20 protein-coding genes are annotated in these 20,550 nt (G+C 61.3%); 4 read left to right on the forward strand and 16 right to left on the reverse strand.

Annotated elements, in window-relative coordinates; all coding sequences use genetic code 11:
* Positions 1-5 precede the first annotated feature (5 nt).
* The 5 genes from BMY55_RS15530 to BMY55_RS15550 form a co-directional block, all read right to left on the reverse strand.
* Complete coding sequence (locus BMY55_RS15530; protein WP_177179392.1) at positions 6-1,556, reverse strand: TRAP transporter large permease; 1,551 nt, start codon at positions 1,554-1,556, stop codon at positions 6-8.
* The gene (locus tag BMY55_RS15535) at positions 1,556-2,050 is read right to left on the reverse strand and encodes a TRAP transporter small permease subunit (RefSeq protein WP_091432984.1); all 495 of its coding nucleotides are present in this window, start codon (positions 2,048-2,050) and stop codon (positions 1,556-1,558) included. The genes BMY55_RS15530 and BMY55_RS15535 overlap by 1 nt, the downstream gene beginning before the upstream one ends.
* A gap of 62 nt (positions 2,051-2,112) precedes the next feature.
* Positions 2,113-3,198 (reverse strand): TRAP transporter substrate-binding protein, encoded by a 1,086-nt coding sequence (locus BMY55_RS15540; RefSeq protein WP_091432988.1) that lies wholly within the window; start codon positions 3,196-3,198, stop codon positions 2,113-2,115.
* A gap of 125 nt (positions 3,199-3,323) precedes the next feature.
* Positions 3,324-4,448 (reverse strand): acyl-CoA dehydrogenase family protein, encoded by a 1,125-nt coding sequence (locus BMY55_RS15545; RefSeq protein WP_245744789.1) that lies wholly within the window; start codon positions 4,446-4,448, stop codon positions 3,324-3,326.
* A gap of 8 nt (positions 4,449-4,456) precedes the next feature.
* On the reverse strand, positions 4,457-5,635 hold the full coding sequence (locus BMY55_RS15550) for a CaiB/BaiF CoA transferase family protein (RefSeq protein ID WP_091433219.1): 1,179 nt from the start codon (positions 5,633-5,635) through the stop codon (positions 4,457-4,459).
* A gap of 80 nt (positions 5,636-5,715) precedes the next feature.
* On the opposite strand from BMY55_RS15550, the gene BMY55_RS15555 reads away from it, so the two are divergent.
* Both BMY55_RS15555 and BMY55_RS15560 read left to right on the forward strand, forming a co-directional pair.
* A complete protein-coding gene (locus tag BMY55_RS15555) occupies positions 5,716-6,609 on the forward strand; it encodes a LysR family transcriptional regulator (protein WP_091432995.1) in 894 nt (297 codons plus the stop codon).
* A 98-nt stretch (positions 6,610-6,707) separates the two neighbouring features.
* Positions 6,708-7,397 (forward strand): GntR family transcriptional regulator, encoded by a 690-nt coding sequence (locus BMY55_RS15560; RefSeq protein ID WP_091433222.1) that lies wholly within the window; start codon positions 6,708-6,710, stop codon positions 7,395-7,397.
* Positions 7,398-7,482: 85 nt separating this feature from the next.
* Here the strand turns inward: BMY55_RS15560 and hutU are convergent, their stop codons facing one another.
* From hutU to hutI, 4 genes are read right to left on the reverse strand one after another with little or no spacing between them, the layout of a single operon-like run.
* Positions 7,483-9,150 (reverse strand): urocanate hydratase, encoded by a 1,668-nt coding sequence (hutU, locus tag BMY55_RS15565; protein ID WP_091432998.1) that lies wholly within the window; start codon positions 9,148-9,150, stop codon positions 7,483-7,485.
* A complete protein-coding gene (gene hutG, locus BMY55_RS15570) occupies positions 9,147-9,947 on the reverse strand; it encodes an N-formylglutamate deformylase (protein ID WP_091433001.1) in 801 nt (266 codons plus the stop codon). The genes hutU and hutG overlap by 4 nt, the downstream gene beginning before the upstream one ends.
* A complete protein-coding gene (gene hutH, locus BMY55_RS15575) occupies positions 9,944-11,482 on the reverse strand; it encodes a histidine ammonia-lyase (protein WP_091433004.1) in 1,539 nt (512 codons plus the stop codon). Before hutH ends, hutG begins: the two co-directional genes overlap by 4 nt.
* Positions 11,479-12,690: an imidazolonepropionase gene (gene hutI / locus BMY55_RS15580; protein ID WP_091433005.1), complete on the reverse strand. Its 1,212-nt coding sequence runs from the start codon at positions 12,688-12,690 to the stop codon at positions 11,479-11,481. The genes hutH and hutI overlap by 4 nt, the downstream gene beginning before the upstream one ends.
* Positions 12,691-12,783: 93 nt before the next feature.
* On the opposite strand from hutI, the gene BMY55_RS15585 reads away from it, so the two are divergent.
* Positions 12,784-14,142, forward strand: coding sequence for a formimidoylglutamate deiminase (locus BMY55_RS15585; protein ID WP_091433010.1), 1,359 nt, complete (start codon positions 12,784-12,786; stop codon positions 14,140-14,142).
* On the opposite strand, the gene BMY55_RS15590 is transcribed toward BMY55_RS15585, so the two are convergent.
* Positions 14,139-14,687 (reverse strand): HutD/Ves family protein, encoded by a 549-nt coding sequence (locus tag BMY55_RS15590; protein WP_177179393.1) that lies wholly within the window; start codon positions 14,685-14,687, stop codon positions 14,139-14,141. The two genes, BMY55_RS15585 and BMY55_RS15590, sit on opposite strands and share 4 nt — an antisense overlap.
* A 64-nt stretch (positions 14,688-14,751) precedes the next feature.
* Here BMY55_RS15590 and BMY55_RS15595 point away from each other — a divergent pair, with 64 nt between their 5' ends.
* Entirely contained in the window at positions 14,752-15,657 is a 906-nt protein-coding gene (locus tag BMY55_RS15595; RefSeq protein WP_091433012.1) for a bestrophin family protein, read from the forward strand.
* Between the two features lie 6 nt (positions 15,658-15,663).
* Here the strand turns inward: BMY55_RS15595 and BMY55_RS15600 are convergent, their stop codons facing one another.
* The 6 genes from BMY55_RS15600 to BMY55_RS15625 all read right to left on the reverse strand — a co-directional run bounded on the left by BMY55_RS15600 (position 15,664) and on the right by BMY55_RS15625 (position 20,501).
* Positions 15,664-17,640 carry a CocE/NonD family hydrolase gene (locus BMY55_RS15600; RefSeq protein ID WP_091433015.1) on the reverse strand — a complete coding sequence of 659 codons (1,977 nt, stop codon included), beginning with the start codon at positions 17,638-17,640 and terminating at the stop codon, positions 15,664-15,666.
* 238 nt (positions 17,641-17,878) lie between these two features.
* Positions 17,879-18,445: a fasciclin domain-containing protein gene (locus BMY55_RS15605; protein ID WP_091433018.1), complete on the reverse strand. Its 567-nt coding sequence runs from the start codon at positions 18,443-18,445 to the stop codon at positions 17,879-17,881.
* A 151-nt stretch (positions 18,446-18,596) separates the two neighbouring features.
* Positions 18,597-19,292: an anti-sigma factor gene (locus BMY55_RS15610; protein ID WP_091433021.1), complete on the reverse strand. Its 696-nt coding sequence runs from the start codon at positions 19,290-19,292 to the stop codon at positions 18,597-18,599.
* Complete coding sequence (locus BMY55_RS15615; protein WP_091433023.1) at positions 19,289-19,831, reverse strand: sigma-70 family RNA polymerase sigma factor; 543 nt, start codon at positions 19,829-19,831, stop codon at positions 19,289-19,291. Before BMY55_RS15615 ends, BMY55_RS15610 begins: the two co-directional genes overlap by 4 nt.
* Before the next feature lie 135 nt (positions 19,832-19,966).
* Positions 19,967-20,272, reverse strand: a complete 306-nt coding sequence (locus BMY55_RS15620; RefSeq protein WP_091433026.1) for a type II toxin-antitoxin system RelE/ParE family toxin — start codon at positions 20,270-20,272, stop codon at positions 19,967-19,969.
* Positions 20,262-20,501: a type II toxin-antitoxin system ParD family antitoxin gene (locus tag BMY55_RS15625; RefSeq protein WP_091433029.1), complete on the reverse strand. Its 240-nt coding sequence runs from the start codon at positions 20,499-20,501 to the stop codon at positions 20,262-20,264. The genes BMY55_RS15620 and BMY55_RS15625 overlap by 11 nt, the downstream gene beginning before the upstream one ends.
* Positions 20,502-20,550: the final 49 nt, after the last annotated feature.

Below are 20,550 nucleotides of genomic sequence, written 5' to 3' on the forward strand. Positions count from 1 at the left end.
GAATGTCAGAACAGGACCGACGGCAACCATGTTGCCAGCACCGGCAACAGCCAGATCAGCGCGATCCCGACAATCTGAAGACAGATGAACGGCAAAACGCCGGCATATATCTGGCCGGTCGTGACCTCTTTCGGGGCCGCGCCCCGCAGATAGAACAGCGAAAAGCCGAAAGGCGGCGTCAAGAACGAAGTCTGAAGGTTTATCGCGATCAACACGCCCAGCCAGATCGGATCATGGCCCAGCAGGATCAGGGATGGTGTGATCAGCGGCAGAACGATCACCGAAATTTCGACGAAATCGAGGAAGAAGCCCAACACGAAGATCACGATCATGCAAAAGACCAGCGCGCCGTTTGCACCGCCTGGCATCCCGGCCAGAAGACGCGCCACGCGCTCTTCTCCGCCCAGCCCGATAAAGACCAAGCTGAAGAACCCGGCGGCAATGATGGTGGCGAAGATCATGGCCGTCATCGTCATGGTCGAGCCGACCGCCTCTTGCACCACGCGTTTTTGCAACGCGGCGCGCAGGGCCAGAAGCACGGACAGCCCGCCCACTACCGCAAGTCCGGCATAGAAGATGCCAAGCCCAAAAGCGCCCGAAGTCAGGTCGTTGCGCTGAAACCGCACCGGGAAGGCCCCGGCAAGAATACCCAATGCGATCAGGGCAATTGTGCCCAGAAGTATAAAGCGCGGGGCGGTGCCGATGCGATAGCCGGTCATCAACAACGCGCCGATGGCACCGACCGACGCGGCTTCGGTCGGGGTGGCGACGCCGCCCAGAATGGCGCCCAGCACGGCGAAGATCAGCATGACCGGCGGGATCACCGCGCCAACCACCTCGCGCCAGTCAGGCTTGGCCAGATCAAGGGGCGCAGGCGGCATGTCCTGCGGGCGCAACCATCCGCGCGCCACGATATAGATCAGGTAAAGACAGACCAGCACCAGACCCGGGATCACGGCGGCTGCAAAGAACTGGCCGACCGACAATGCCTCGACCGAGAACTTGCCCTGCTCGTATTGCGCCTGCTGGAACGACGTGGACATCACGTCCGCCAGAATGATCAGAAGGGTCGAGGGGGGAATGATTTGCCCCAGCGTGCCCGCCGTGCAGACGATGCCCGAGGCAACCCGTGCGTCATATCCGGCGCGCAGCATCGTGGGCAGCGCGATCATCCCCATCGCGACCACGGTCGCTCCGACGATCCCCGTGGACGCTGCCAGCAACGTGCCGACCAGCACGACCGAGATACCCAGCCCGCCGCGCAACTGTCCGAACAGCCGACCCATCGTGTCAAGCAGCCCTTCGGCGATACGGCTTTTCTCAAGCAACGCGCCCATCATCACGAACAGGGGAATGGCGATCAGCACCGGGTTGGTCAGGACGCCAAACACCCGCTGGCCCAACGCGCCCAGCAGTGTGATATCCATCTGGCCCAGCATCCAGCCCAGATAGGCAAAGATCACCGCCACACCGGCGATGCTGAACGATACAGGGAACCCCAGAAGGATCGCGCCCATCAGGGCTGCGAACATGATAAGGTCGAGATATTCGATCATCAGGTTTCTTTCACGGCCAGAAGGCGGATCAACAGGGCAAGTGATTGCAGCATCACGAGGACGCTAAAGGCTGGGATCAGGGATTTCAGCAGGAAAACCGCCTCGATCCCGCCCACCGAAATCGGGCCTTCAAGGATTGCCCAGGAATTGCGCACCGATGGCCATGACCAATAGATCAGCGCGATCATCGACGGCATCAGCAGGAACAGATGACCGAAAATGTCGATCCGCCGCCGCACCTCGGGCGTCGCCTTGGCATAGAACACGTCAACGCGTACATGTTTGTCGACAAGTAGCGTATAGCCTGCCGCCAGCATGAACAGGCCGGCGTGCATGTATAAAACGCTTTCCTGCAACGCGATTGAATTCGCGCCGAACGCGTAGCGCCCGACAACGATGGTGAATTGCACCAACATCATGGCCAGCGCCAACCAGCGCACCACATAGGCCACGCCCATGTTCACCTTGTCCAAGGCATTCGCCAGATGCTCCATCGCCTGCCCCCGCTTGACTGTCGGTCAGGGCGCGGTCATCGCTGCGCCCTGACCGAGAGGTCTTAGTAACCCATGACCAGATTACGTGCGTTCATCTGGCCGTTGTCAGCATAGACCATGTATTTGCCGACCGAGTCGCGATACGCCACAAAGCTTTCGGTGATCCGTTTCACCAGTTCGTCGTCATCCTGACGCAGATCGTCGATGACTTCGGCGGCAGCTTTGCCCATGGCCGTGATGACATCCTCGGGGAACATCTTCACCTGAACACCTTGCTCGGCAACCATCGCTTGCAACGAAATGGCGTGCTTCGTCGTGTATTCGGTCCAGACTTGGTTATACAGGCTGTCACTGGCCGCCTGCACCACTTGTTTCAGGTCGTCCGGCAACTCGTTGAACACATCTGCGTTGACGCCACATTCCTCGGCTGAAGACGGCTCGCCCACGCCGGGCCAATAGTAGTTCTTGGCAACCTGGTAATATCCAAGCGCACTGTCTGTCCAGGGGCCGATAAACTCACCCGCGTCCAGAGCACCGGTTTGCAACGCCTGGAACATGTCCGGGCCACTCATCGCTTCCGCTGCCATGCCCATCTTTGCCGCCATCTCAGACGCAAGACCCGTGGTGCGGAACTTCATGCCCTTCAGGTCTTCGGCTGAATTGATCTCGTTGCGGAACCAACCGCCCCATTGCGGGCCAGAGTTGCCGCACAGGAACGGCTTGATGCCGAACCGGCCATACATCTCGTCATAGAGCGCCTGCCCGCCGCCGTGCACCATCCAGCCAACTTGCTCATCCGCACGCAGACCGAAAGGTTGCGAGCCGAACAGCAAAATGCCCTTGGACTTCGACCCCCAATAGGCGGGGACGGCGTGATACAGCTCGGCAGTGCCTTCGCTGACCGCGTCAAAAACGCCGCGGCCGGGAACGAGTTCACCGGCGGCGAACAGCTTCACCTCGATCCGTCCACCCGACAGGGTGGTGATCCGGTCGGCCAACTGCTGTGCAGCCACGCCCGGCCCCGGCAGGTTTTTGGGCCACGCCGTCACCATCTTCCACTGGCGTTTATCTTGCGCGATGGCTGGTGTTGCCAGTGCTGTTGCTGCGGTGCCGATGGCCCCGGTTGTCAGAAATGTCCGTCTTTGCATGCGCCTATCCTCCAATCGGCAATTGCGACCATGGAACAGGCATTTGTCGCGCCATGGTCAAATCCGTGCATATAGCTATTATGTAAATACATAATAGAGTCAATCTTTACGACGCAAAAAGCTGTCTATGCCAACAATCCTCGCGCAATGATTGTGCGCTGGATCTCTGATGACCCTTCATAGATGCGGAAGATCCTGAGATCGCGCAGATATCGCTCCAAGGGGAAATCACGGGTGTAACCATATCCTCCGTGAATTTGCAGCGCCCGATCCGCGATCCGCCACGCCGCTTCGCTGGCGTAAAGCTTGGCAAAGGCGGATTCGCTGGAATATCGCACGCCGGTCCCGCGCAGGGTCGCCGCCTGCATCGCCAACGCGCGGGCTGCCGCCAGTTCGGTGGCGCTGTCGGCCAGCATCCATTGCAGACCTTGGAATTCCGCAATCGCATGGCCGCTGACCTGCCGTTCTTTGGCATAGGAAATCGCGGCCTTCAACGCGGCGTCGGCGATGCCTGTCGCCTGCGCGGCCACTTCGATCCGGCCATTGTCCAAGACCTTCATCGCGGTGCGGAACCCTGTGCCCTCGTCGCCCAGACGGTTTTCTTCCGGCACCCAGCAATCAAAGCTGATGCCGAAGACATGCCCACCCTTCAGGCCCATCGTCTTCTCATGCGGCGCGACCAAGACACCGTCGGTCTTCTTCGGCTCGACGATGAAGGCGCTGACGCCCCGCGCGCCGGCGTCTGGGTCGGTCTTGGCATAAACCACCATGAAATCCGCCGCCCCCGCGTTCGATATGAAGCATTTGGACCCCTTGATCCGGTATCCATCCCCTTCGCGTTTCGCCGTGGTTCGCATGTCCGCGGGGTTCGACCCGGCCTGCGGTTCGGTCAGGGCAAAGGCGCCCAGCGACGTGCCCGCCGCCGCATCGGGCAGTATCCGCGCCTGCAAATCGGCATCCGCACCCAACAGCAGTGAATCCGTCGCCAGAAAATGCGCCGTCAGCATCGAGGCGGTCGAGCCGCAAGCCCCCGCAATCGCTTCGACCGCAGCATAAAGCGCCGGGCCGGACAACCCGATGCCGCCATGGTCTTCCGGCAGGTTCAGGCCCAGCAGGCCCATTTCGGCCATCGCGTCCAAGTGGCAGGTGGCAAACAGTGCCTCTTCGTCGATCTGCGCGGCTTTCGGCGCCAGCACTTCGGTCGAGAACCGCTCGATCTGCGCGACCAACGCGCGTTCGTCGTCGCTCATGGGATAAGTCATGCGCCTTGTTCCTTATTCAAAGAGTTCAGAATATCGTCAGCGTCCGCGTTCAGGGCCGGAGCCGCCTTGCGCCCCCCGCGCCCAATGCCGCTAAAATGCACCGGCTGTTCTGGCACGTTCAGAACGCCCAGATCAGGGTGCGTGACAGTGGACGCCAACCTGCGTTCAACCGCCTGCCGCGACGCCCAAGCCTGTGCCACGGACTGAATGCTGGACGCGGGGATACCCGCTGCGGACAATTGTTCAACCACCGCGTCCACGGGGCGCGTATCCGCCCATTCGCCGATATACGCGGCCAAGGCCGGTTCGTTTTCACGGCGCAGTGTGTCCGTGGTGAACCGTGCGTCCTGCACCAGATCGGGCTGCCCGATCACCTCGCAGAACGTGGCAAACAGTCGGTCATTCAGAACCGCCAGCGCGAAATGCCCGTCCGCCGCCGGATAGGTGCCAAAGGGGGCAGACAGCGGATGCCGGTTGCCCGTGCGCGTGGGGGTCTCGCCGCCCATCAGAGTGCGACAGGCAAGGATCGGCATCATCGACACCAGACCGTCAAACAGCGCCACATCCACATGACGCCCCTGCCCGGTGCGGCTGCGTTCAAACAGGGCCACCATCGTGCCCCAGGCCGCGAACAGCCCACCGGCCACATCGCCCAAAGCCTCGCCCACCATTGTCGGCGCGCCATCGGGTTCGCCGGTGGCGTCCATCAACCCGCTCATCGCCTGAACGATGATGTCATAGGCAGGCTTTTTCGTGTTCGGCCCGGTCTGACCAAACCCGGACAGCGAGACATAGACCAAATGCGGAAACGCCTCGCTCAGCGCGTCATAGCTCAACCCCAGCTTTTCCATCACGCCGGGGCGGAAATTCTCGATCAGCACATCACACTCCGCCAACAACGCCTTGACCGTCGCAATCGCGTCCGCCGATTTCAGGTCCAGAGCGATGGACCGTTTGCCCCGGTTGATCGCCTGAAACAACAGGCTTTCACCATCCTTGAACGGGCCGATATGGCGGTAATCGTCGCCGTGGGCGGCTTCGACCTTGATCACATCCGCGCCCAGATCAGCCATCATCGCCGTGCAATAGGGGCCGGCCAGAACGCGGGTGAAATCCAGCACTCTGACCCCGCTCAGGGGCTGGGACGCTTGGGGGGTGGGGGGCTGGGTGGGCATATGATCCTCCGGGTTTGATCGGTTGAGCATAGGGGCGTGCATGCTATAAGCAGAAATATACAATGCTAATATGGTGATAAATGCACGCTATACCTATAAGCCTTCGCCAGATCGACTATGTCATCGCCGCTGCGGAAACAGGCAGCACCGCCGCCGCCGCGCGGGCGCTGAATGTCTCGCAACCATCGGTGTCGCTGGCGATTGCCAAGGTCGAAGACCACTTTGGCCGCCCGCTGTTCGTGCGTAGCGCCGGGCAGGGCATCGCGCCCACCGCCTTCGGGTTGCGCAAACTGGGGGCCTTGCGCAGCCTGCGCGCGCAGGCGCAATCGGCTCTCAGCAACGAAGGCAACGGTGCCGAGGTGCTGAACCTTGGCGTCTTTTCCACCCTTGGCCCACGTTATGCGCCCGCTCTGGTCAACGGCTTTCAAAAAACCATGCCAGACGCGCAAATCAAACTGCACGAGGGCGATCTGGATCGACTGACCCGATGGCTGTTAAACGGTCGGATTGATCTGGCGCTGATCTATGATTTCGGCCTGCCCTCGTCGCTTGAGATCACGCCGCTGGTCGATGTGCGCCCCTATGGTCTGGTCGCGCGCGCCCACCCGCTATCGGGTCGCGGCACCGTCACCATGGCCGAGCTGCTGACCGACCCACTGATCCTGATGAGCCTGCCGCACAGCCGCGATTATTTCCTGACGCTGGCGCAGATGAACGGTATCCGTCCCCGCATCGCGCATGAGACCGGCTCGGTCGAGATGTTGCGCGCCATGGTTGCCAACCACATGGGCGTAGGGTTAATGGCGACCGACATTGCACAGGATACCGCCTGTGACGGCCAGCCCGTCACCCGGTTGGAACTGACCGACCCACTGGTGCCCCACCGCATCGCGCTGGCCCGTGCGCCGCACCCCCATATCGCGCCGCTGGTCGCGTCTTTTCAGGACCACGTGGCGCGCAGCTTTGACGTTTGACACGGTATGTCTGGCCATTTGTGCCTTATGTCTATATCTTTCCACGCCAACACGACGGATTGGCCAAGACCCATTGCCGCCATATCGGAGATCGCATCATGTCCATAACCTACCGCGAGGTAAAAGCCGATATCCTGCGCCAGATCACGCAAGGCGAGCTTGCCCCCGGCAGCGCGATGCCGAACGAGGTGGATCTGGCCGCAAGCTATGGCTGCGCGCGGGCCACTGTCAATCGGGCGATGCGCGAACTGGCTGATGACGGCATCATCGAACGCCGCCGAAAGGCCGGCACTCGGGTCCGGCAGAACCCGATCCGACAGGTGCGGCTGAACATCCCCATCGTCGGGCAGGAGATTGCGGAGCTGGGCGCTGCCTATCGTTATGCGCTGGTGAAGTGCAAAGCCGAACCCGCCCCCGATTGGCTGCGCGCGCGTATGGCGCTGGGGCGCGATGACAGGGTGATGCATTTGATTTGCATGCACTACGCCGATGGCGCGCCGTATCAGCACGAGGATCGCTGGATCAACCTGAAGGCGCTGCCCGAAGCCGAGCTGCACGATTTTTTGGATGTAGGTCCCAACGAATGGTTGGTGTCGACAGTTCCATTTACCGATGCACAGATCAGCTTTCATGCCGTTCAGGCCGACGCCGCGACAGCCGAATACCTGGATTGCAGCGAAGGCGACGCCCTGTTCCAGACCGAACGCACCACTTGGCTTGAAGGGCAGACGATCACCTTCGTGCAACTGACCTATCGCCGTGGCCACCGCGTGACGATGCAGTATTGACCGCCCGGGAATAACCCCGGACAGGTCAGTGATCAGCTTACGTTTGACTGCAAAGGCCGGACGAAGGGCGCAGACCCCCGGGCCCTTACAAAATACCCGGCAGGTTCAACCCGTTCTCGCGCGCGCAGTCCTTGGCGATCTCGTAGCCCGCATCGGCGTGGCGCATGACCCCCGTCGCCGGATCGTTCCACAACACACGCGCGATGCGGCGATCTGCGTCCTCGGTCCCGTCACAACAGATCACCATGCCCGAATGCTGGGAAAAGCCCATGCCAACCCCGCCGCCATGGTGCAGCGACACCCAAGTCGCGCCCGACGCGGTGTTCAGGAGCGCGTTCAGAAGCGGCCAGTCCGACACCGCGTCCGAGCCGTCCATCATCGCTTCCGTCTCGCGGTTGGGCGAGGCGACGGACCCTGAATCCAGGTGGTCACGACCAATCACGACCGGCGCTTTCAGCTCGCCATTGCGCACCATTTCGTTGAACGCGAGGCCCAGCTTGTGACGCACGCCCAGACCAACCCAGCAAATCCGCGCTGGCAGGCCTTGGAATGCGATCCGCTCGCGGGCCATGTCCAGCCAGTTGTGCAGGTGACTGTCCTCGGCCAGGATTTCCTTCACCTTGGCGTCGGTCTTGTAGATATCTTCCGGGTCGCCCGACAGTGCCGCCCAACGGAACGGGCCGATGCCGCGGCAGAACAGCGGGCGGATATAGGCGGGCACGAAGCCGGGGAAATCAAACGCATTCTCAAGCCCTTCTTCCAGCGCCATCTGGCGGATGTTGTTGCCGTAATCGACGGTCGGAATACCGGCGGCGTGGAAATCGACCATCGCCTTGACCTGCACCTTCATCGACGCACGGGCGGCCTTTTCAACGGATTTCGGATCGCTTTCGCGCTTCTCGCGCCATTCGGCCATGGTCCAGCCCTGCGGCAGATAGCCGTTCACGGGGTCATGCGCGCTGGTCTGGTCGGTTACGATATCGGGGCGGATGCCGCGTTTGACCAACTCGGGGAACACGTCGGCGGCATTGCCCAACAGGGCGACCGACCTGGCTTCACCGGCTGCGGTCCAGCGTTCGATCATTTCAAGTGCTTCATCAAGGCTGTCGGTCTTTTCGTCCACGTAACGGGTGCGCAGGCGAAAATCAATGCTGTCGGGGTTGCACTCGACCGCCAGACAGCAGGCCCCGGCCATCACGGCCGCCAAAGGCTGAGCACCGCCCATGCCGCCCAGACCACCGGTCAGGATCCACTTGCCAGTCAGGTCGCCGTCATAATGCTGGCGCCCGGCCTCGACAAAGGTTTCATAGGTGCCCTGCACGATGCCCTGCGACCCGATATAAATCCACGAGCCGGCGGTCATCTGGCCATACATCGCCAGACCTTTCTTATCCAACTCGTTGAAGTGGTCCCACGTCGCCCAATGCGGCACGAGGTTCGAGTTCGCAATCAACACGCGGGGCGCGTCCTTGTGGGTCTGAAAGACGCCCACGGGCTTACCCGATTGCACCAGCAGCGTCTGATCTTCGTCCAGATCGCGCAGGCTCGCGACGATCTTGTCGAAATCATCCCACGTTCGCGCAGCGCGACCGATACCGCCATACACGACCAACTCGTGCGGGTTTTCGGCCACGTCAGGGTGCAGGTTGTTCATCAGCATCCGCATCGGGGCTTCGGTCAGCCAGCTTTTTGCAGTGATCTCGGTGCCGATTGCGGGATAGATATCACGGGTGTTCTTGCGCGGATCGCTCATGATGTTCCTTTCAGGTCAGGTGCCATGTCGGCAAGTGTTGTCAGAATGGTTTTCAGATGCCTGCGCAACCGCGCGGCTTTTGCGTCGTCATAGGTCCAAGGCGTCGCCTCGTCCGTCAGGTAGGTGCTTTGCGCCAGTTCCATCTGGATTGCGTGCAGCCCTTCCGAGGGGCGGCCATAATGGCGCGTGGTCCAGCCGCCTTTGAAGCGGCCGTTGGTGATGCTGGAATAGGCCTCTGCCATCTGGCACAGGTTTTGCACAGCAGCTTCGATCTGCGGCGCGCAGGTGGTGCCCAGATTGGTGCCGATGTTGAAATCCGGCAGTGTGCCATCGAACAGAAACGGAATGCGCGACCGGATCGAGTGGCAGTCATACAGGATCGCGATGCCATGCAGGTCGCGCACGCGGTTCAACTCGGCCTCAAGTGCGGCGTGGTAGGGGGCGTGATAGGCTTGGCGACGTGCCTCGACTTCATCCTCGGTGGGCGGCGTGTCCCAGATGTCTTGCCCATCGAAATCGGTCAGTGGCACAAGCCCGGTGGTGTTCTGCCCCGGATAAAGCGACACGCCCGACGGGTCGCGGTTGGCGTCGATCACATAGCGATGGAAAGTCGCCCGCACCGTGGTCGCGCCGGGCAACAGCCCGTCATAGAGCGTGTGGATATGCCAGTCGGTGTCGTCCAGCCCCTGCCCGCGCGCGTTCAGCCGCGCCTTTATGTCGTCAGGAACATACGTTCCCGTATGCGGCAGGCCCAAAACGATGGGGCTGTCGCCCTGATGGACCTCGACAGGGGTCATGGGCGAAGCTCCGGCATCGACGTTTTCGTGGCCGCCACAACCGCGTTCGACGCGACCAGCGCCGCCGCTTTTTCCAGGTCGGGCGCAAGGTAACGATCCTCCCCAAGCGACTCGACCCGCTTACGCACGGCGTCAATCACGGCCGCCAGCGGACCGCTTGTCGCCAGCGGTGCGCGGAATTCGATACCCTGTGCGGCGCACAGAAGTTCGACGCCAAGGATACGCTCCAGATTGGCGACCATGCGCGACAGGCGTACCGCGCCATGCGCGGCCATGCTAACGTGGTCTTCCTGGTTGGCCGAGGTCGGTGTCGAATCCGTCACGCAGGGATTCGCCAGATGCTTGTTCTCGCTCATCAAGGCGGCGGTGGTCACTTCGGCGATCATGTAGCCCGAGTTCAGGCCCGGATTGGGCGTGAGGAACGGCGGCAAATCGTGGCTCAGAACCGGATCGACAATCAAAGCGATACGCCGCTGCGCAATCGCGCCGATTTCAGCAATGGCCAGCGCGATCATGTCGGCGGCAAATCCCACCGGTTCGGCGTGGAAGTTTCCGCCGGACACAATCAGCCCCGCCTTGCTCAGCACCAGCGGGTTGTCGGTGGCGGCGTTCGCCTCAATCTCCAACGTGCGGGCGGCCATGCGCAGCATGTCCATCGCGGCCCCCGTCACCTGCGGCTGGCAACGGATGCAATAGGGGTCTTGCACGCGGGTATCACCTTCGCGGTGGCTTTCGCGAATGACTGACCCATCCAGCAGCGCGCGCATCGTCGCGGCGGCTTCGATCTGGCCGGCATGACCGCGCAGTGCGTGAATTTCCGGCTGCAACGGTGCGGTCGATCCCATGATCGCATCGGTCGACATGGCGGATGTGACCAGCGCCGCGTTCATCGCGCGCCACGCGCCAAACAGCCCGATCAGGGCATAGGCTGTGGTGAATTGCGTGCCGTTGATCAGGGCCAGCCCCTCTTTCGCGCTCAGCACGATGGGGTCAAGCCCCGCGCGCTTCAGCGCTTCGGCACCGGGCAGAACCTCACCTTCATATGTCGCCTGCGCTTCGCCGATCATCACTGCGGCCATATGCGCCAGCGGCGCCAAATCGCCGGACGCGCCGACTGACCCCTGCACCGGGATCACCGGCGTCACGCCGCGGGCAAGCATCCCTTCCAGCAGCTCGACCAGTTCCATCCGCACACCGGACGCGCCGCGCCCCAGCGACAGAAGCTTCAACGCCATCATCAGGCGCGCATGGGATTCCGGGATCGCCTCACCCACGCCGCAGCAATGGGACAGGATCAGGTTGCGTTGCAGGGTGGCGGTGTCGGACGGGTCAATCTTGACCGAGGCCAGTTTGCCAAACCCGGTATTCACGCCATAGACCGCGTCCGTCCCACTGGCGGCAGCAGCAATCTGCGCCTGCGCCGCACGGATGCTGTCATGGCAGGCCGGGTCCAATCGGGCAGCAATCCCATCGCGCCAGATCGTTTCCAGATCGGCCAGAGTGGTCGCGCCGGGGGTCAGGGTCAGAGTGGTCATGCGGTCTCTCCAGTGATGCGGAATGCGAGCGGGTTGAAACCGATGCGGTAAGATAGTTCCGCCGGCTCCGCGATGTCCCACACCGCCAGATCAGCCACCTGCCCCGGCGCAATCGTGCCCAGATCGGTCAGCCCCAGCGCGGCAGCCGCGTTTTGCGTCACGCCCCGCAGCGCCTCTTCCGGCGTCATGCGAAACAGGGTGCAGCCCATGTTCATCGTCAGCAGCAGTGAATTCAGCGGCGAAGAACCGGGGTTGATATCCGTGGCCAAAGCCATCGGCACGTTGTGCTTGCGCAAAAGCTCGACGGGTGGCTGTTGCGTCTCGCGCAGCGTATAAAACGCACCGGGCAGGATCACGGCAATCGTGCCCGCCTGCGCCATGGCCTTCACGCCGTCTTCGTCCAGATACTCGATATGATCGGCCGACAACGCGCCATAGCTTGCCGCCAGTTTCGCACCGCCCAGATTGGACAATTGTTCCGCGTGCAGTTTGACGGGCAGGCCCAGTTCTTGCGCCACATCGAAAACGCGCGCGATCTGAGCAGGCTGAAAGGCGATGCCTTCGCAGAACCCGTCAACCGCGTCCACCAGCCCTTCGGCGTGGGCGGCACGCAGGGCGGGGATGCACACCTCGTCGATATAGTCATCATCGCGACCGGCATATTCGGCAGGGGTTGCATGGGCACCCAAGAAGGTCGTCTTAGCGCGGATGGGTCGCTGCTCGGCAATCGCTCGCGCAACGCGCAGCATTCGCAGCTCGGTCTCAGCATCCAGACCATAGCCCGACTTGATTTCGATGGTCGTCACGCCCTCGGCGATCAACACGTCGACCCGCCGCAGCGCCAATTGCAAAAGCTCGCTTTCGCTGGCCGCGCGGGTGGCTTTGACGGTCGAGACAATGCCACCGCCTGCGCGCGCGACTTCTTCGTAACTGGCCCCGTTCAGGCGCATTTCAAACTCGACGGCGCGGTCGCCGCCATGCACGATATGGGTGTGGCAGTCGATCAGACCCGGCGTCACGACACGCCCGCCCAGTGAACGTTGATCCAGCCCCGCGAATTCCTCAGGCACCTCCGTTTGCGGCCCGACCCACGCGATCTTGCCATCCTGAATGGCGATGACCGCATCGCGGATCATCCCATAGGGCGCATCGCCCCCCGCCATGGTCACGGCATGCAGATCGGTCAAAAGCTGAGGCATAGCTGTCATGAGATCAGTCCTTTTCGCGAAGATTCGTCTTTTCTAGTATAATTTAATGTGTATTATGTCTATACATAAAATGCAAAACACAGGACCAAGACCATGATCCACGCCCGTCAGGCCCTTCTCGCGTCCGGTTGGGCGCAGGACGTTCGCATCACCGTTGAAAAGGGCCGCATTGATCAGATTACGCCCAATGCGGACACCCAGCCGGGCGACGCCCGCGTCGATACCTTGCTGCCTGCGTTGGGCAACCTGCACTCGCACAGCTTCCAGCGCGCAATGGCGGGGATGACCGAGTTCCGCACGGTCGGGCGTGACAGTTTCTGGACGTGGCGCGACCTGATGTATCGCTTTATGGACCGCCTGACGCCCGAGCAGATCGAAGCAATTGCGGCGCTGGTCTTCGTCGAAATGCAGGAAGCCGGATATTCCAGCGTGGGCGAGTTTCACTATGTCCACCACCAGCGCGGCGGCGCGCCCTATGATGCGCTGGCCGAACTGTCCCTGCGGGTGATGGCGGCGGCGGGGGAAACCGGCATCGGACTGACCCATCTTCCGGTGCTCTATACCTATGGCGGGGCGGGAAAGGTGCCGCTGGATCAGGGGCAACTGAGGTTCGGCAATGACGTGGATCGCTTCGCTGAACTGGTCCAGGACGCACGCGCGGGGCTTTCCGACCTGCCCGATGACGCCCGCGTCGGCATCGCGCCGCATTCGCTGCGTGCCACATCCCCCGACGACCTGAGCCGCGCGTTGGCGGACCATCAGGGCGGGCCGATCCACATCCACATTTCGGAACAACCCAAGGAAGTTAAGGATATCCGGACCTGGCTGGGCGCGCGCCCGGTCGATTGGCTGCTGGCCAACGCCCCCGTCGATGATGGCTGGTGCCTGATCCACGCCACCCATATGACCGAAAGTGAGACGCGCGCCATGGCCGCATCGGGCGCCGTCGCGGGCCTGTGCCCGATCACCGAGGCAAACCTGGGTGACGGCCCCTTCAACGGCCCCACCTATCTTGAGGCAGGCGGCGCCTTCGGCTTCGGCTCTGATTCCAACATCAACATTTCCCTGACCGAGGAGCTGCGCATGCTGGAATATTCCCAACGTCTGCGCGACGTGGCGCGCAACGTGATGGTGGTCGGCGAAGGGTCGGTCGGGGCGACGCTTTACACCGGGGCCGCCCGTGGCGGTGCGCAGGCTTTGGGGCGTGACGCAGGTGAAATCGCGCAAGGCCGCCTTGCCGATCTGGTCGCCATTGACACCACCGACCCGACGCTCTGCGCGCTGACGCCTGACCAAATCCTTGACGGTCTGTGCTTCGCCGCGAAGGACAATGTTGTCACCGACCTGTGGTCTGCCGGGCGGCACAACGTCACCGGTGGGCGACATATCGCGCGGGACGCGGTGGTCTCACGCTACCAGGGCGCGGTGGTGGACCTGCTGGCGTCGCTTTAACCTTTCGGGTGCAGGGTAATGGTCAGCGCGACCGCATCCTGCGCCAGATCGAAACGCAACGGCGTTGCCCTGCTGATCGCTGTGTCTCCCACGCCCAACTCCGCGCCAGCCACCGCGGCGGCCCCCGCGATCACATGCAGCATGCAGGTCTGCCCCGGCTGCCCGACTTCATGCGCGCCGGGATCACGCACGACCTGCGCATCGCCCTCGCACCGCGCGGTGTCGAACATCAGATTGAAATCGCGGATTGGCCCCTGGCTCAGCGTGGCTGTCACCGGCGCCGCGCCGTCGAACCGCACGGGGGCAGCATAACGCGCAGGCATCATCCCATCAGGCCCATGCAGCATCATGCCGTCGCCCTTGATCACCGTCAGGATACGCGTGAGGCCGGGAAAACTGGAAAACGCCCCGTCGCCATCCACATCCGCCATGCTCAGCCGCCACAGCGCGCCATGGTCGTCGCGTTCCTCGGCGATATTGCGGGTGATGCCGCCGCCGTTCTTCCAAGGTGTCTCAACCAGATCACGTTGTCGGATTATCTGCATGTCTTTCCCCGCTTCTTGATACTGCCCCTTTATGTCTGATCTTACCTGACGATAGAACCGCGACATGATTGTTCGAACGCCTCCTTCCGCACTGCGCCTGTTTTTCATCATGCAAGGCTCTGTCGTGCCCCGCATTTACGGTAAGATGGTCTCGGTCTTGCTGCTGACCCTGACGGTCGTGCTGGTGGATGAAATGCTGCTTCCGCTGCCGCGCATATCGCTTGCCGCGATGAGCGTCTTTGGCGTCGCGCTGTCTTTGTTTTTGGGCTTTCGCAACAATGCCGCCTATGATCGGTGGTGGGAGGCGCGCAAGCTCTGGGGCGGCCTGATTGCCGACACGCGCAGCTTTGCCCGCCAGTTGGAGCTGTTTGCGGTTTCACCCGATGACAGGTTCGCACTTCTGAACATGGTTGCCGCCTTCACTCACGCGCATCGCGGCAGCCTGCGGTCGTGCAATGTCGAGCGCGACATCGCGGCATGGGTCGGAGATGAGAAGGCCAAGGCGCTGCTGGCGCGCGCCAATCCAGCCGATGCCGCACTCAGCGACATCGCGCATCGACTGGCGGGCCTGCGGCGCAAAGGTTCGCTGGACGGGTTTGCGCAAATGGCGCTGGCGGACACGCTGTCGCGGCTGGCCTTGTCACAGGCCGGGTGCGAGCGGATCCAGACCACTCCCCTGCCCTTCGTCTATTCACTGCTGGTGCGTCGCACAACGTACCTGTATTGTGCGTTGTTGCCCTTCGCACTTCTGGGATCCGTCGAATGGTTCGCGCCGGTCTTTGCGGTTGTCGTGGCCTACGTGTTCTTTGGCCTGCAAGCGGTGACAAACGAGCTGGAACACCCGTTTGAACCCCGCCCGAACGGTCTGCCGTTGGATGCCATGAGCCGTGTGATCGAACGCAGTTTACGCGATGCGCTTGGAAAAAATATTCCACCAGCGTTGCAACCCAAGGATCACCTTCTCAGCTAACGCGATCTATCGCTTGACCTGATGCGCCCATGCTTGATCGAACAGCGTTTCATCGCCCATGTTGGCCACAAGCCGTTGCGTGATCTGGAAATGGTCCCGTGCGCCCCGCATCCCGGTTTCCGCAAGCGTTGATACGTTCCAGTCACCGCGACCGAAGCTGCGCCGCCAATTGATCTGCGCGTCTGCGTCGGCCGGGTTCGCGGGGTCAATCGACCAGACTTCCCGTACCGCACTTTCCGTGATGATACCGGTTTCAAGATCCTCAATCCTGCCATGATCGGATGAGATCGTCAGAACGATCCGACCGGTTTTCCGGTCGATTTCCCGTGTCTTTTCATCCTGTCCCTTGCGAAGCAGGCGACTGCTCCGTGGCGGGGCAGAGATCGGGGGCGGGAACGTCCATTCATTCCCCTCTGACGGGTCACGCAGCGGCAAACCAAGACGCCCGCTTTCAATCGTCAGGGTTGCAGGATCGGGTTCCGGCCAGGAATAGGGCCAATAGCTGCCCGCAACCGCCAGCCGCAGGCGATGACCTTTCGGCAGATGATAGGCGGCTTCATCGAGGCCCAGTGCCACCTCGACCGGCTGGCCAGGGATCAGATCGCGTTTTGCGTCAAACCCATCCCGGTTGCGCAAATCCAACAACCCCATGGTGATCAGCATCGAGGTCCCATCCGGCCTGAGATCACACAGCCGCACCACAAGCTGGGCGCGGACGCGGTCGGCGGACAGGCGCAATCGCACTGTGGGGCGTCCCACGATATCGGTCCCGTGATCCAGCGCCTGACTGTCAAAACAAGCGCTGCGGGCATCGTCTGGCCGCTGATCATCTGGCAGCTCGCCTGACCCGAAGCCGAAGGTGAAAAACTCGCCGCATTGTTCGCCGTGGCGCAGGTCCGGCGCGACTGTTGCGGGCAAGTTTCCCGACAAGGCATCACCCAGTGCCATATCCCGAACCGTCACACAGGCCGATGGCAATTTTTGGTCGCAAACCCAACGCCCGTCGCGATGGCCTGCAATCGGATCAGGCTTTGCACTGCCCATAACATATTCACGCCATGCCGGGTCTTGGTCTGCACCATTGTCAATTTCTTTCAACCAACGGTCCCACCACCGCAATGCCTCCTGCAAATAGCCAATCGACGGGCCGATTTGCGAGATATGCGGGTATTTGTGCCCCCACGGTCCGGCCACGCCCTTGACCGGAGCGTCAAGGTTCTCGACCAAATGGCGCATGGTGTTGCGATAGCCATCATGCAGCCCGCCAAAGGCCAGAACCGCCGCTTTGATCTTGCTGTAATCCTCGCAAATCGACCCATGCTTCCAATAGGCGTCGCGATCCCGATGCTCGGTCCAGATGCGCGGCAAGGGGGGCGTGTTCTCCAGCCGCTCAAGCCACATCGTCCGCCACCTGTCACCGACCTGATCGGGATCGGGCGGCATCGAGAACCACGACAACACTGTCGCCGCCCAGCTGATGTTGTCCGAATGCTGGATGCCGCCCTTGTAATGCACGTCGTCGGCATAGCGATCAACCGTTGACCCGATGGTGATCACGGCTTTCAGCGCATGGGGTGCGCGGGCGGCAATCTGCAAACTGTTGAACCCGCCCCAGGATATGCCCTGCATTCCAACAGCCCCGGTGCACCAGGGCTGGCTGGCGATCCAGGCGATCACATCTTCGCCGTCCTGCAATTCCTGCTCTGAATATTCATCGTCGAACAACCCTTCGCTTTCGCCGCAGCCACGCCGATCCACGCGCAGACAGGCATAGCCACGCTGTGCGATCCATGGATGCATTCCGGCATCGCGCTCGGCAGTCCCATCCGTTTTTCGGTAGGGCAGATATTCAAGGACGGCCGGGACCGGATGGTCCAACGCGTCCACCGGCATCCAGACCCGCGCCGACAAACGTGTGCCGTCCGGCAGTGTTATCCCCAGATCGCGATCATGGGTAAGCTCGTGAAGATGAGGGTCGATCATGTTCCAGCCTTACGTCAGTATGACCAACGGTCCCAGAACCAAACCCACGCGTCAACGCCAACCAAGCAGTTTGACTGCCGGCAGACATGAAAGTGGCCTGCCCAAACAAATTGGACAGGCCGTGTGGAGAACGCCGTGGGACTGGTCAACCTTTACAATCGTTCTACGGTTGGCGTTGCCACATTCTTTTGACGGATCCGGCCCCCAACTGGGAAAGGGTGCCGGGTCTGCCAGATGCTTACATGGCGGGCATAAGCACCTTGTCGATCACGTGGATCACGCCGTTCGATTGCTTCACATCGGCGATCGTCACGGTCGCCTTGTTGCCTTGCTCGTCCTCGATCCAGATGTTGTCCCCATCATAAGTCGCTTGCAGCGTGCAGCCGCCAACAGTGGGTACAGGGTGCTTGCCACCATCATCGTCAACCATGCCGCGAATGGCGTCCGACATCGCGTCGGCCGCGACAACGTGACAGGTCAGAACCTTGGTCAGCATCTCTTTGTTTTCAGGTTTCAAAAGCATTTCAACGGTGCCCTCGGGCAGCGCATCAAACGCTGCATTGACCGGTGCGAACACGGTGAACGGACCGTCGCCTTGCAGGGTTTCGACAAGACCGGCGGCCTTGACAGCGGCAACCAGCGTGGTGTGGTCAGCCGAATTTAACGCGTTCTCGACAATATTCTTATCGGCAAACATTGCCGCGCCGCCCACCATCGGATTCTTTTGCGAATGACTGTCTGCGAATGCCGTTGTTGCAACCAATACAAAGGCTGCTGCGGTGTTCAGGACATTAAGTTTGGTCATGGTATCGTTCCTTTCAAAGTGAGCCGAGCTTCTTACCCGGAGACATAAGGAACCACGAAAGACTGTCAGAAAAAGTTTCGGCTTTCTTAAAGAAATTTCTCAGAAAAATAAGTCCTGCATAAATTTCAACGCATTACGCACTCAATTATATTTACAGCATCTGAATTGGACCTGCCGCCAGAACCGCGCCCGTGGGTTGTCCGGTGGGGGAGCCGCCCTTGGGCTCATCACTGATCGCAAAGGTGGCCGCCGTCAGGCGCGCGCGCAATGCGTCAGGCAGAGTGATCCGGGCATCGTCCTCGTTCGGCACGATGCCAAGCGAGATCGGTGCTTCGGCTCCGTCGGGAATCAGCCACATCTCTAGATCGCGTCCGCTTGCCGGACCACCGGCGACCCGGCGCACGGTGAATTCCCCGCTGTCAGCCGAGAATGCGGCCGTGACAATCAGGGACCGGTCCTCAGAGCTGATCTCGGCTGTATGGGTCGGGGCAAGCGTTTGCGGTTCCATGAACAGAGGCATCACCGCCACAAGCGAAAGAGCCAACACAGCCGCCACTCCGCCGCCCAGAAGCCAGCCAAACGCGCCGCTCAGCGGTGACGGCTTCTTGACCTCCCCGAACAATCGCTTATGAATCGCAGCCTTTACATGTGCGGGGGGCGCGACGCTGTCAAACTCGTCTGACAGGGCGTGAAACTGGTGATCCCAGTCGCGCACAAGCTCGCGAAGCGCGGCATCATCCTGCATCCGGGCTTCGAACGCGCGGCGATCGTCAGCCGACAGCAAATGAAGGGCATATTCTGCCGCAAGGACATCATCGTCCCGATCAAATGTGTCTGTCGTGCTCATCGCGTTAAACACTCTCTCAGTTTCAGCAAGCTGCGCCGCAGCCAGGTTCGCATCGTATTCACCGGCACCGCGTATCGCTTGGCCAGTTCGTCATATGTTTCGCCCAGTAAATAGGCACCGCGCACGGCGCCTGCCTTGGGATCATCCAATTCGTCCAGACAGGCATTGATCCGGTCCCGTTCCGACGAGGCAAGCGCCGCCTGTTCGGGTGTCGGACCTGCATCGGCGATGTCTTGCCGCGCCGCAATATCGTCGGTTGGGGCTTTGCGGGCGCGCAGCCGGTCGATCGCCTGATTGCGCGTCACCGTAATCAACCATGTCATCGGGCTGTAGCCGTTTGCCTTGAACCGCTGGGCGTTTTGCCAGACGCGCACAAAGGCATCTTGCAAGACCTCTTCAGCTTCAGCCCGATTATTCAAGACACGCAAACACACGCCAAAAAGTTTCGCTGATGTTGCGTCATATAGTGCTTCGAAGGCCGCACGATCTCCAAGGCCAGTCCTGACTATCCAGTCTTCCAGTTCGTTCAGGTCAGCCATGAATTTCCCGTATCCGCGTCAACAGACAGCAATGGCGGGCAAGATGCGCGCGCGCCGATCATGCGGCAATCAGTGTAGAAATACAAAGCCTTCATTGTGTTCCATGCGGATCAAATCGTCTGGACCAGCCGACGGTCAACTGTCCAACGCCGCCAGCAGATCCCGCCGATTGTGCAGCACGCGCAGGATCGTCACGCCATCTGCACCGACCTGATAGACCACAAGATGCGCCCCGGTCGGAAAAATGCGCACAGGTGGCGTAAACTCAACCCGCAACCGCGATATTTCAGGTTGGTCAGCGATCAGTTCAAATCCAGTGATCAAGGTATCAAGATAGCGATCCGCCTGATCGGCTGACCAGGTTCGGGTGCCGTATCGCCATATGTCCGCAAGATCATTTTCCGCCGCCGGGGTCAGACGATAGGTCGCCCTAGTCGGCATCTTGTCGCATCCGGGTCTTGAACGCGCCTGCATCAAATGGGGTTGCCGGGCCAGAGGCAAGGGCTGCATCAACCGCAGCCTGCACCTCGGCAATGGCGGCGGCGCGTTCCTGATCACGCCGGATCAGATCGCGCACATAATCGCTGGAATTGGCAAACCGGCCGGATCGGGATTGTGATTCGACCCAGCTTTTCATCTGCTCTGGCAGAGATATATTCATCGTAGACATGGTTGGCCTCCTGTCCGGAATATATGGCAAACTTTGCCATTATTCAAGA

This window comes from Aliiroseovarius sediminilitoris (assembly GCF_900109955.1).
In the GTDB taxonomy this organism is placed as follows: domain Bacteria; phylum Pseudomonadota; class Alphaproteobacteria; order Rhodobacterales; family Rhodobacteraceae; genus Aliiroseovarius; species Aliiroseovarius sediminilitoris.

Coding starts and splice junctions, on each gene's coding strand:
- BMY55_RS15625 (WP_091433029.1), bottom strand. CDS start 20,501: ATGTCTACGATGAATATATCTCTGCCAGAGCAGATGAAAAGCTGGGTC.
- BMY55_RS15600 (WP_091433015.1), bottom strand. CDS start 17,640: ATGATCGACCCTCATCTTCACGAGCTTACCCATGATCGCGATCTGGGG.
- hutH (WP_091433004.1), bottom strand. CDS start 11,482: ATGACCACTCTGACCCTGACCCCCGGCGCGACCACTCTGGCCGATCTG.
- BMY55_RS15590 (WP_177179393.1), bottom strand. CDS start 14,687: ATGCAGATAATCCGACAACGTGATCTGGTTGAGACACCTTGGAAGAAC.
- BMY55_RS15560 (WP_091433222.1), top strand. CDS start 6,708: ATGTCCATAACCTACCGCGAGGTAAAAGCCGATATCCTGCGCCAGATC.
- BMY55_RS15605 (WP_091433018.1), bottom strand. CDS start 18,445: ATGACCAAACTTAATGTCCTGAACACCGCAGCAGCCTTTGTATTGGTT.
- BMY55_RS15620 (WP_091433026.1), bottom strand. CDS start 20,272: ATGCCGACTAGGGCGACCTATCGTCTGACCCCGGCGGCGGAAAATGAT.
- BMY55_RS15595 (WP_091433012.1), top strand. CDS start 14,752: ATGATTGTTCGAACGCCTCCTTCCGCACTGCGCCTGTTTTTCATCATG.
- BMY55_RS15610 (WP_091433021.1), bottom strand. CDS start 19,292: ATGAGCACGACAGACACATTTGATCGGGACGATGATGTCCTTGCGGCA.
- hutG (WP_091433001.1), bottom strand. CDS start 9,947: ATGACCCCTGTCGAGGTCCATCAGGGCGACAGCCCCATCGTTTTGGGC.
- hutI (WP_091433005.1), bottom strand. CDS start 12,690: ATGACAGCTATGCCTCAGCTTTTGACCGATCTGCATGCCGTGACCATG.
- hutU (WP_091432998.1), bottom strand. CDS start 9,150: ATGAGCGATCCGCGCAAGAACACCCGTGATATCTATCCCGCAATCGGC.
- BMY55_RS15530 (WP_177179392.1), bottom strand. CDS start 1,556: ATGATCGAATATCTCGACCTTATCATGTTCGCAGCCCTGATGGGCGCG.
- BMY55_RS15545 (WP_245744789.1), bottom strand. CDS start 4,448: ATGAGCGACGACGAACGCGCGTTGGTCGCGCAGATCGAGCGGTTCTCG.
- BMY55_RS15555 (WP_091432995.1), top strand. CDS start 5,716: ATGCACGCTATACCTATAAGCCTTCGCCAGATCGACTATGTCATCGCC.
- BMY55_RS15585 (WP_091433010.1), top strand. CDS start 12,784: ATGATCCACGCCCGTCAGGCCCTTCTCGCGTCCGGTTGGGCGCAGGAC.
- BMY55_RS15540 (WP_091432988.1), bottom strand. CDS start 3,198: ATGCAAAGACGGACATTTCTGACAACCGGGGCCATCGGCACCGCAGCA.
- BMY55_RS15550 (WP_091433219.1), bottom strand. CDS start 5,635: ATGCCCACCCAGCCCCCCACCCCCCAAGCGTCCCAGCCCCTGAGCGGG.
- BMY55_RS15535 (WP_091432984.1), bottom strand. CDS start 2,050: ATGGAGCATCTGGCGAATGCCTTGGACAAGGTGAACATGGGCGTGGCC.
- BMY55_RS15615 (WP_091433023.1), bottom strand. CDS start 19,831: ATGGCTGACCTGAACGAACTGGAAGACTGGATAGTCAGGACTGGCCTT.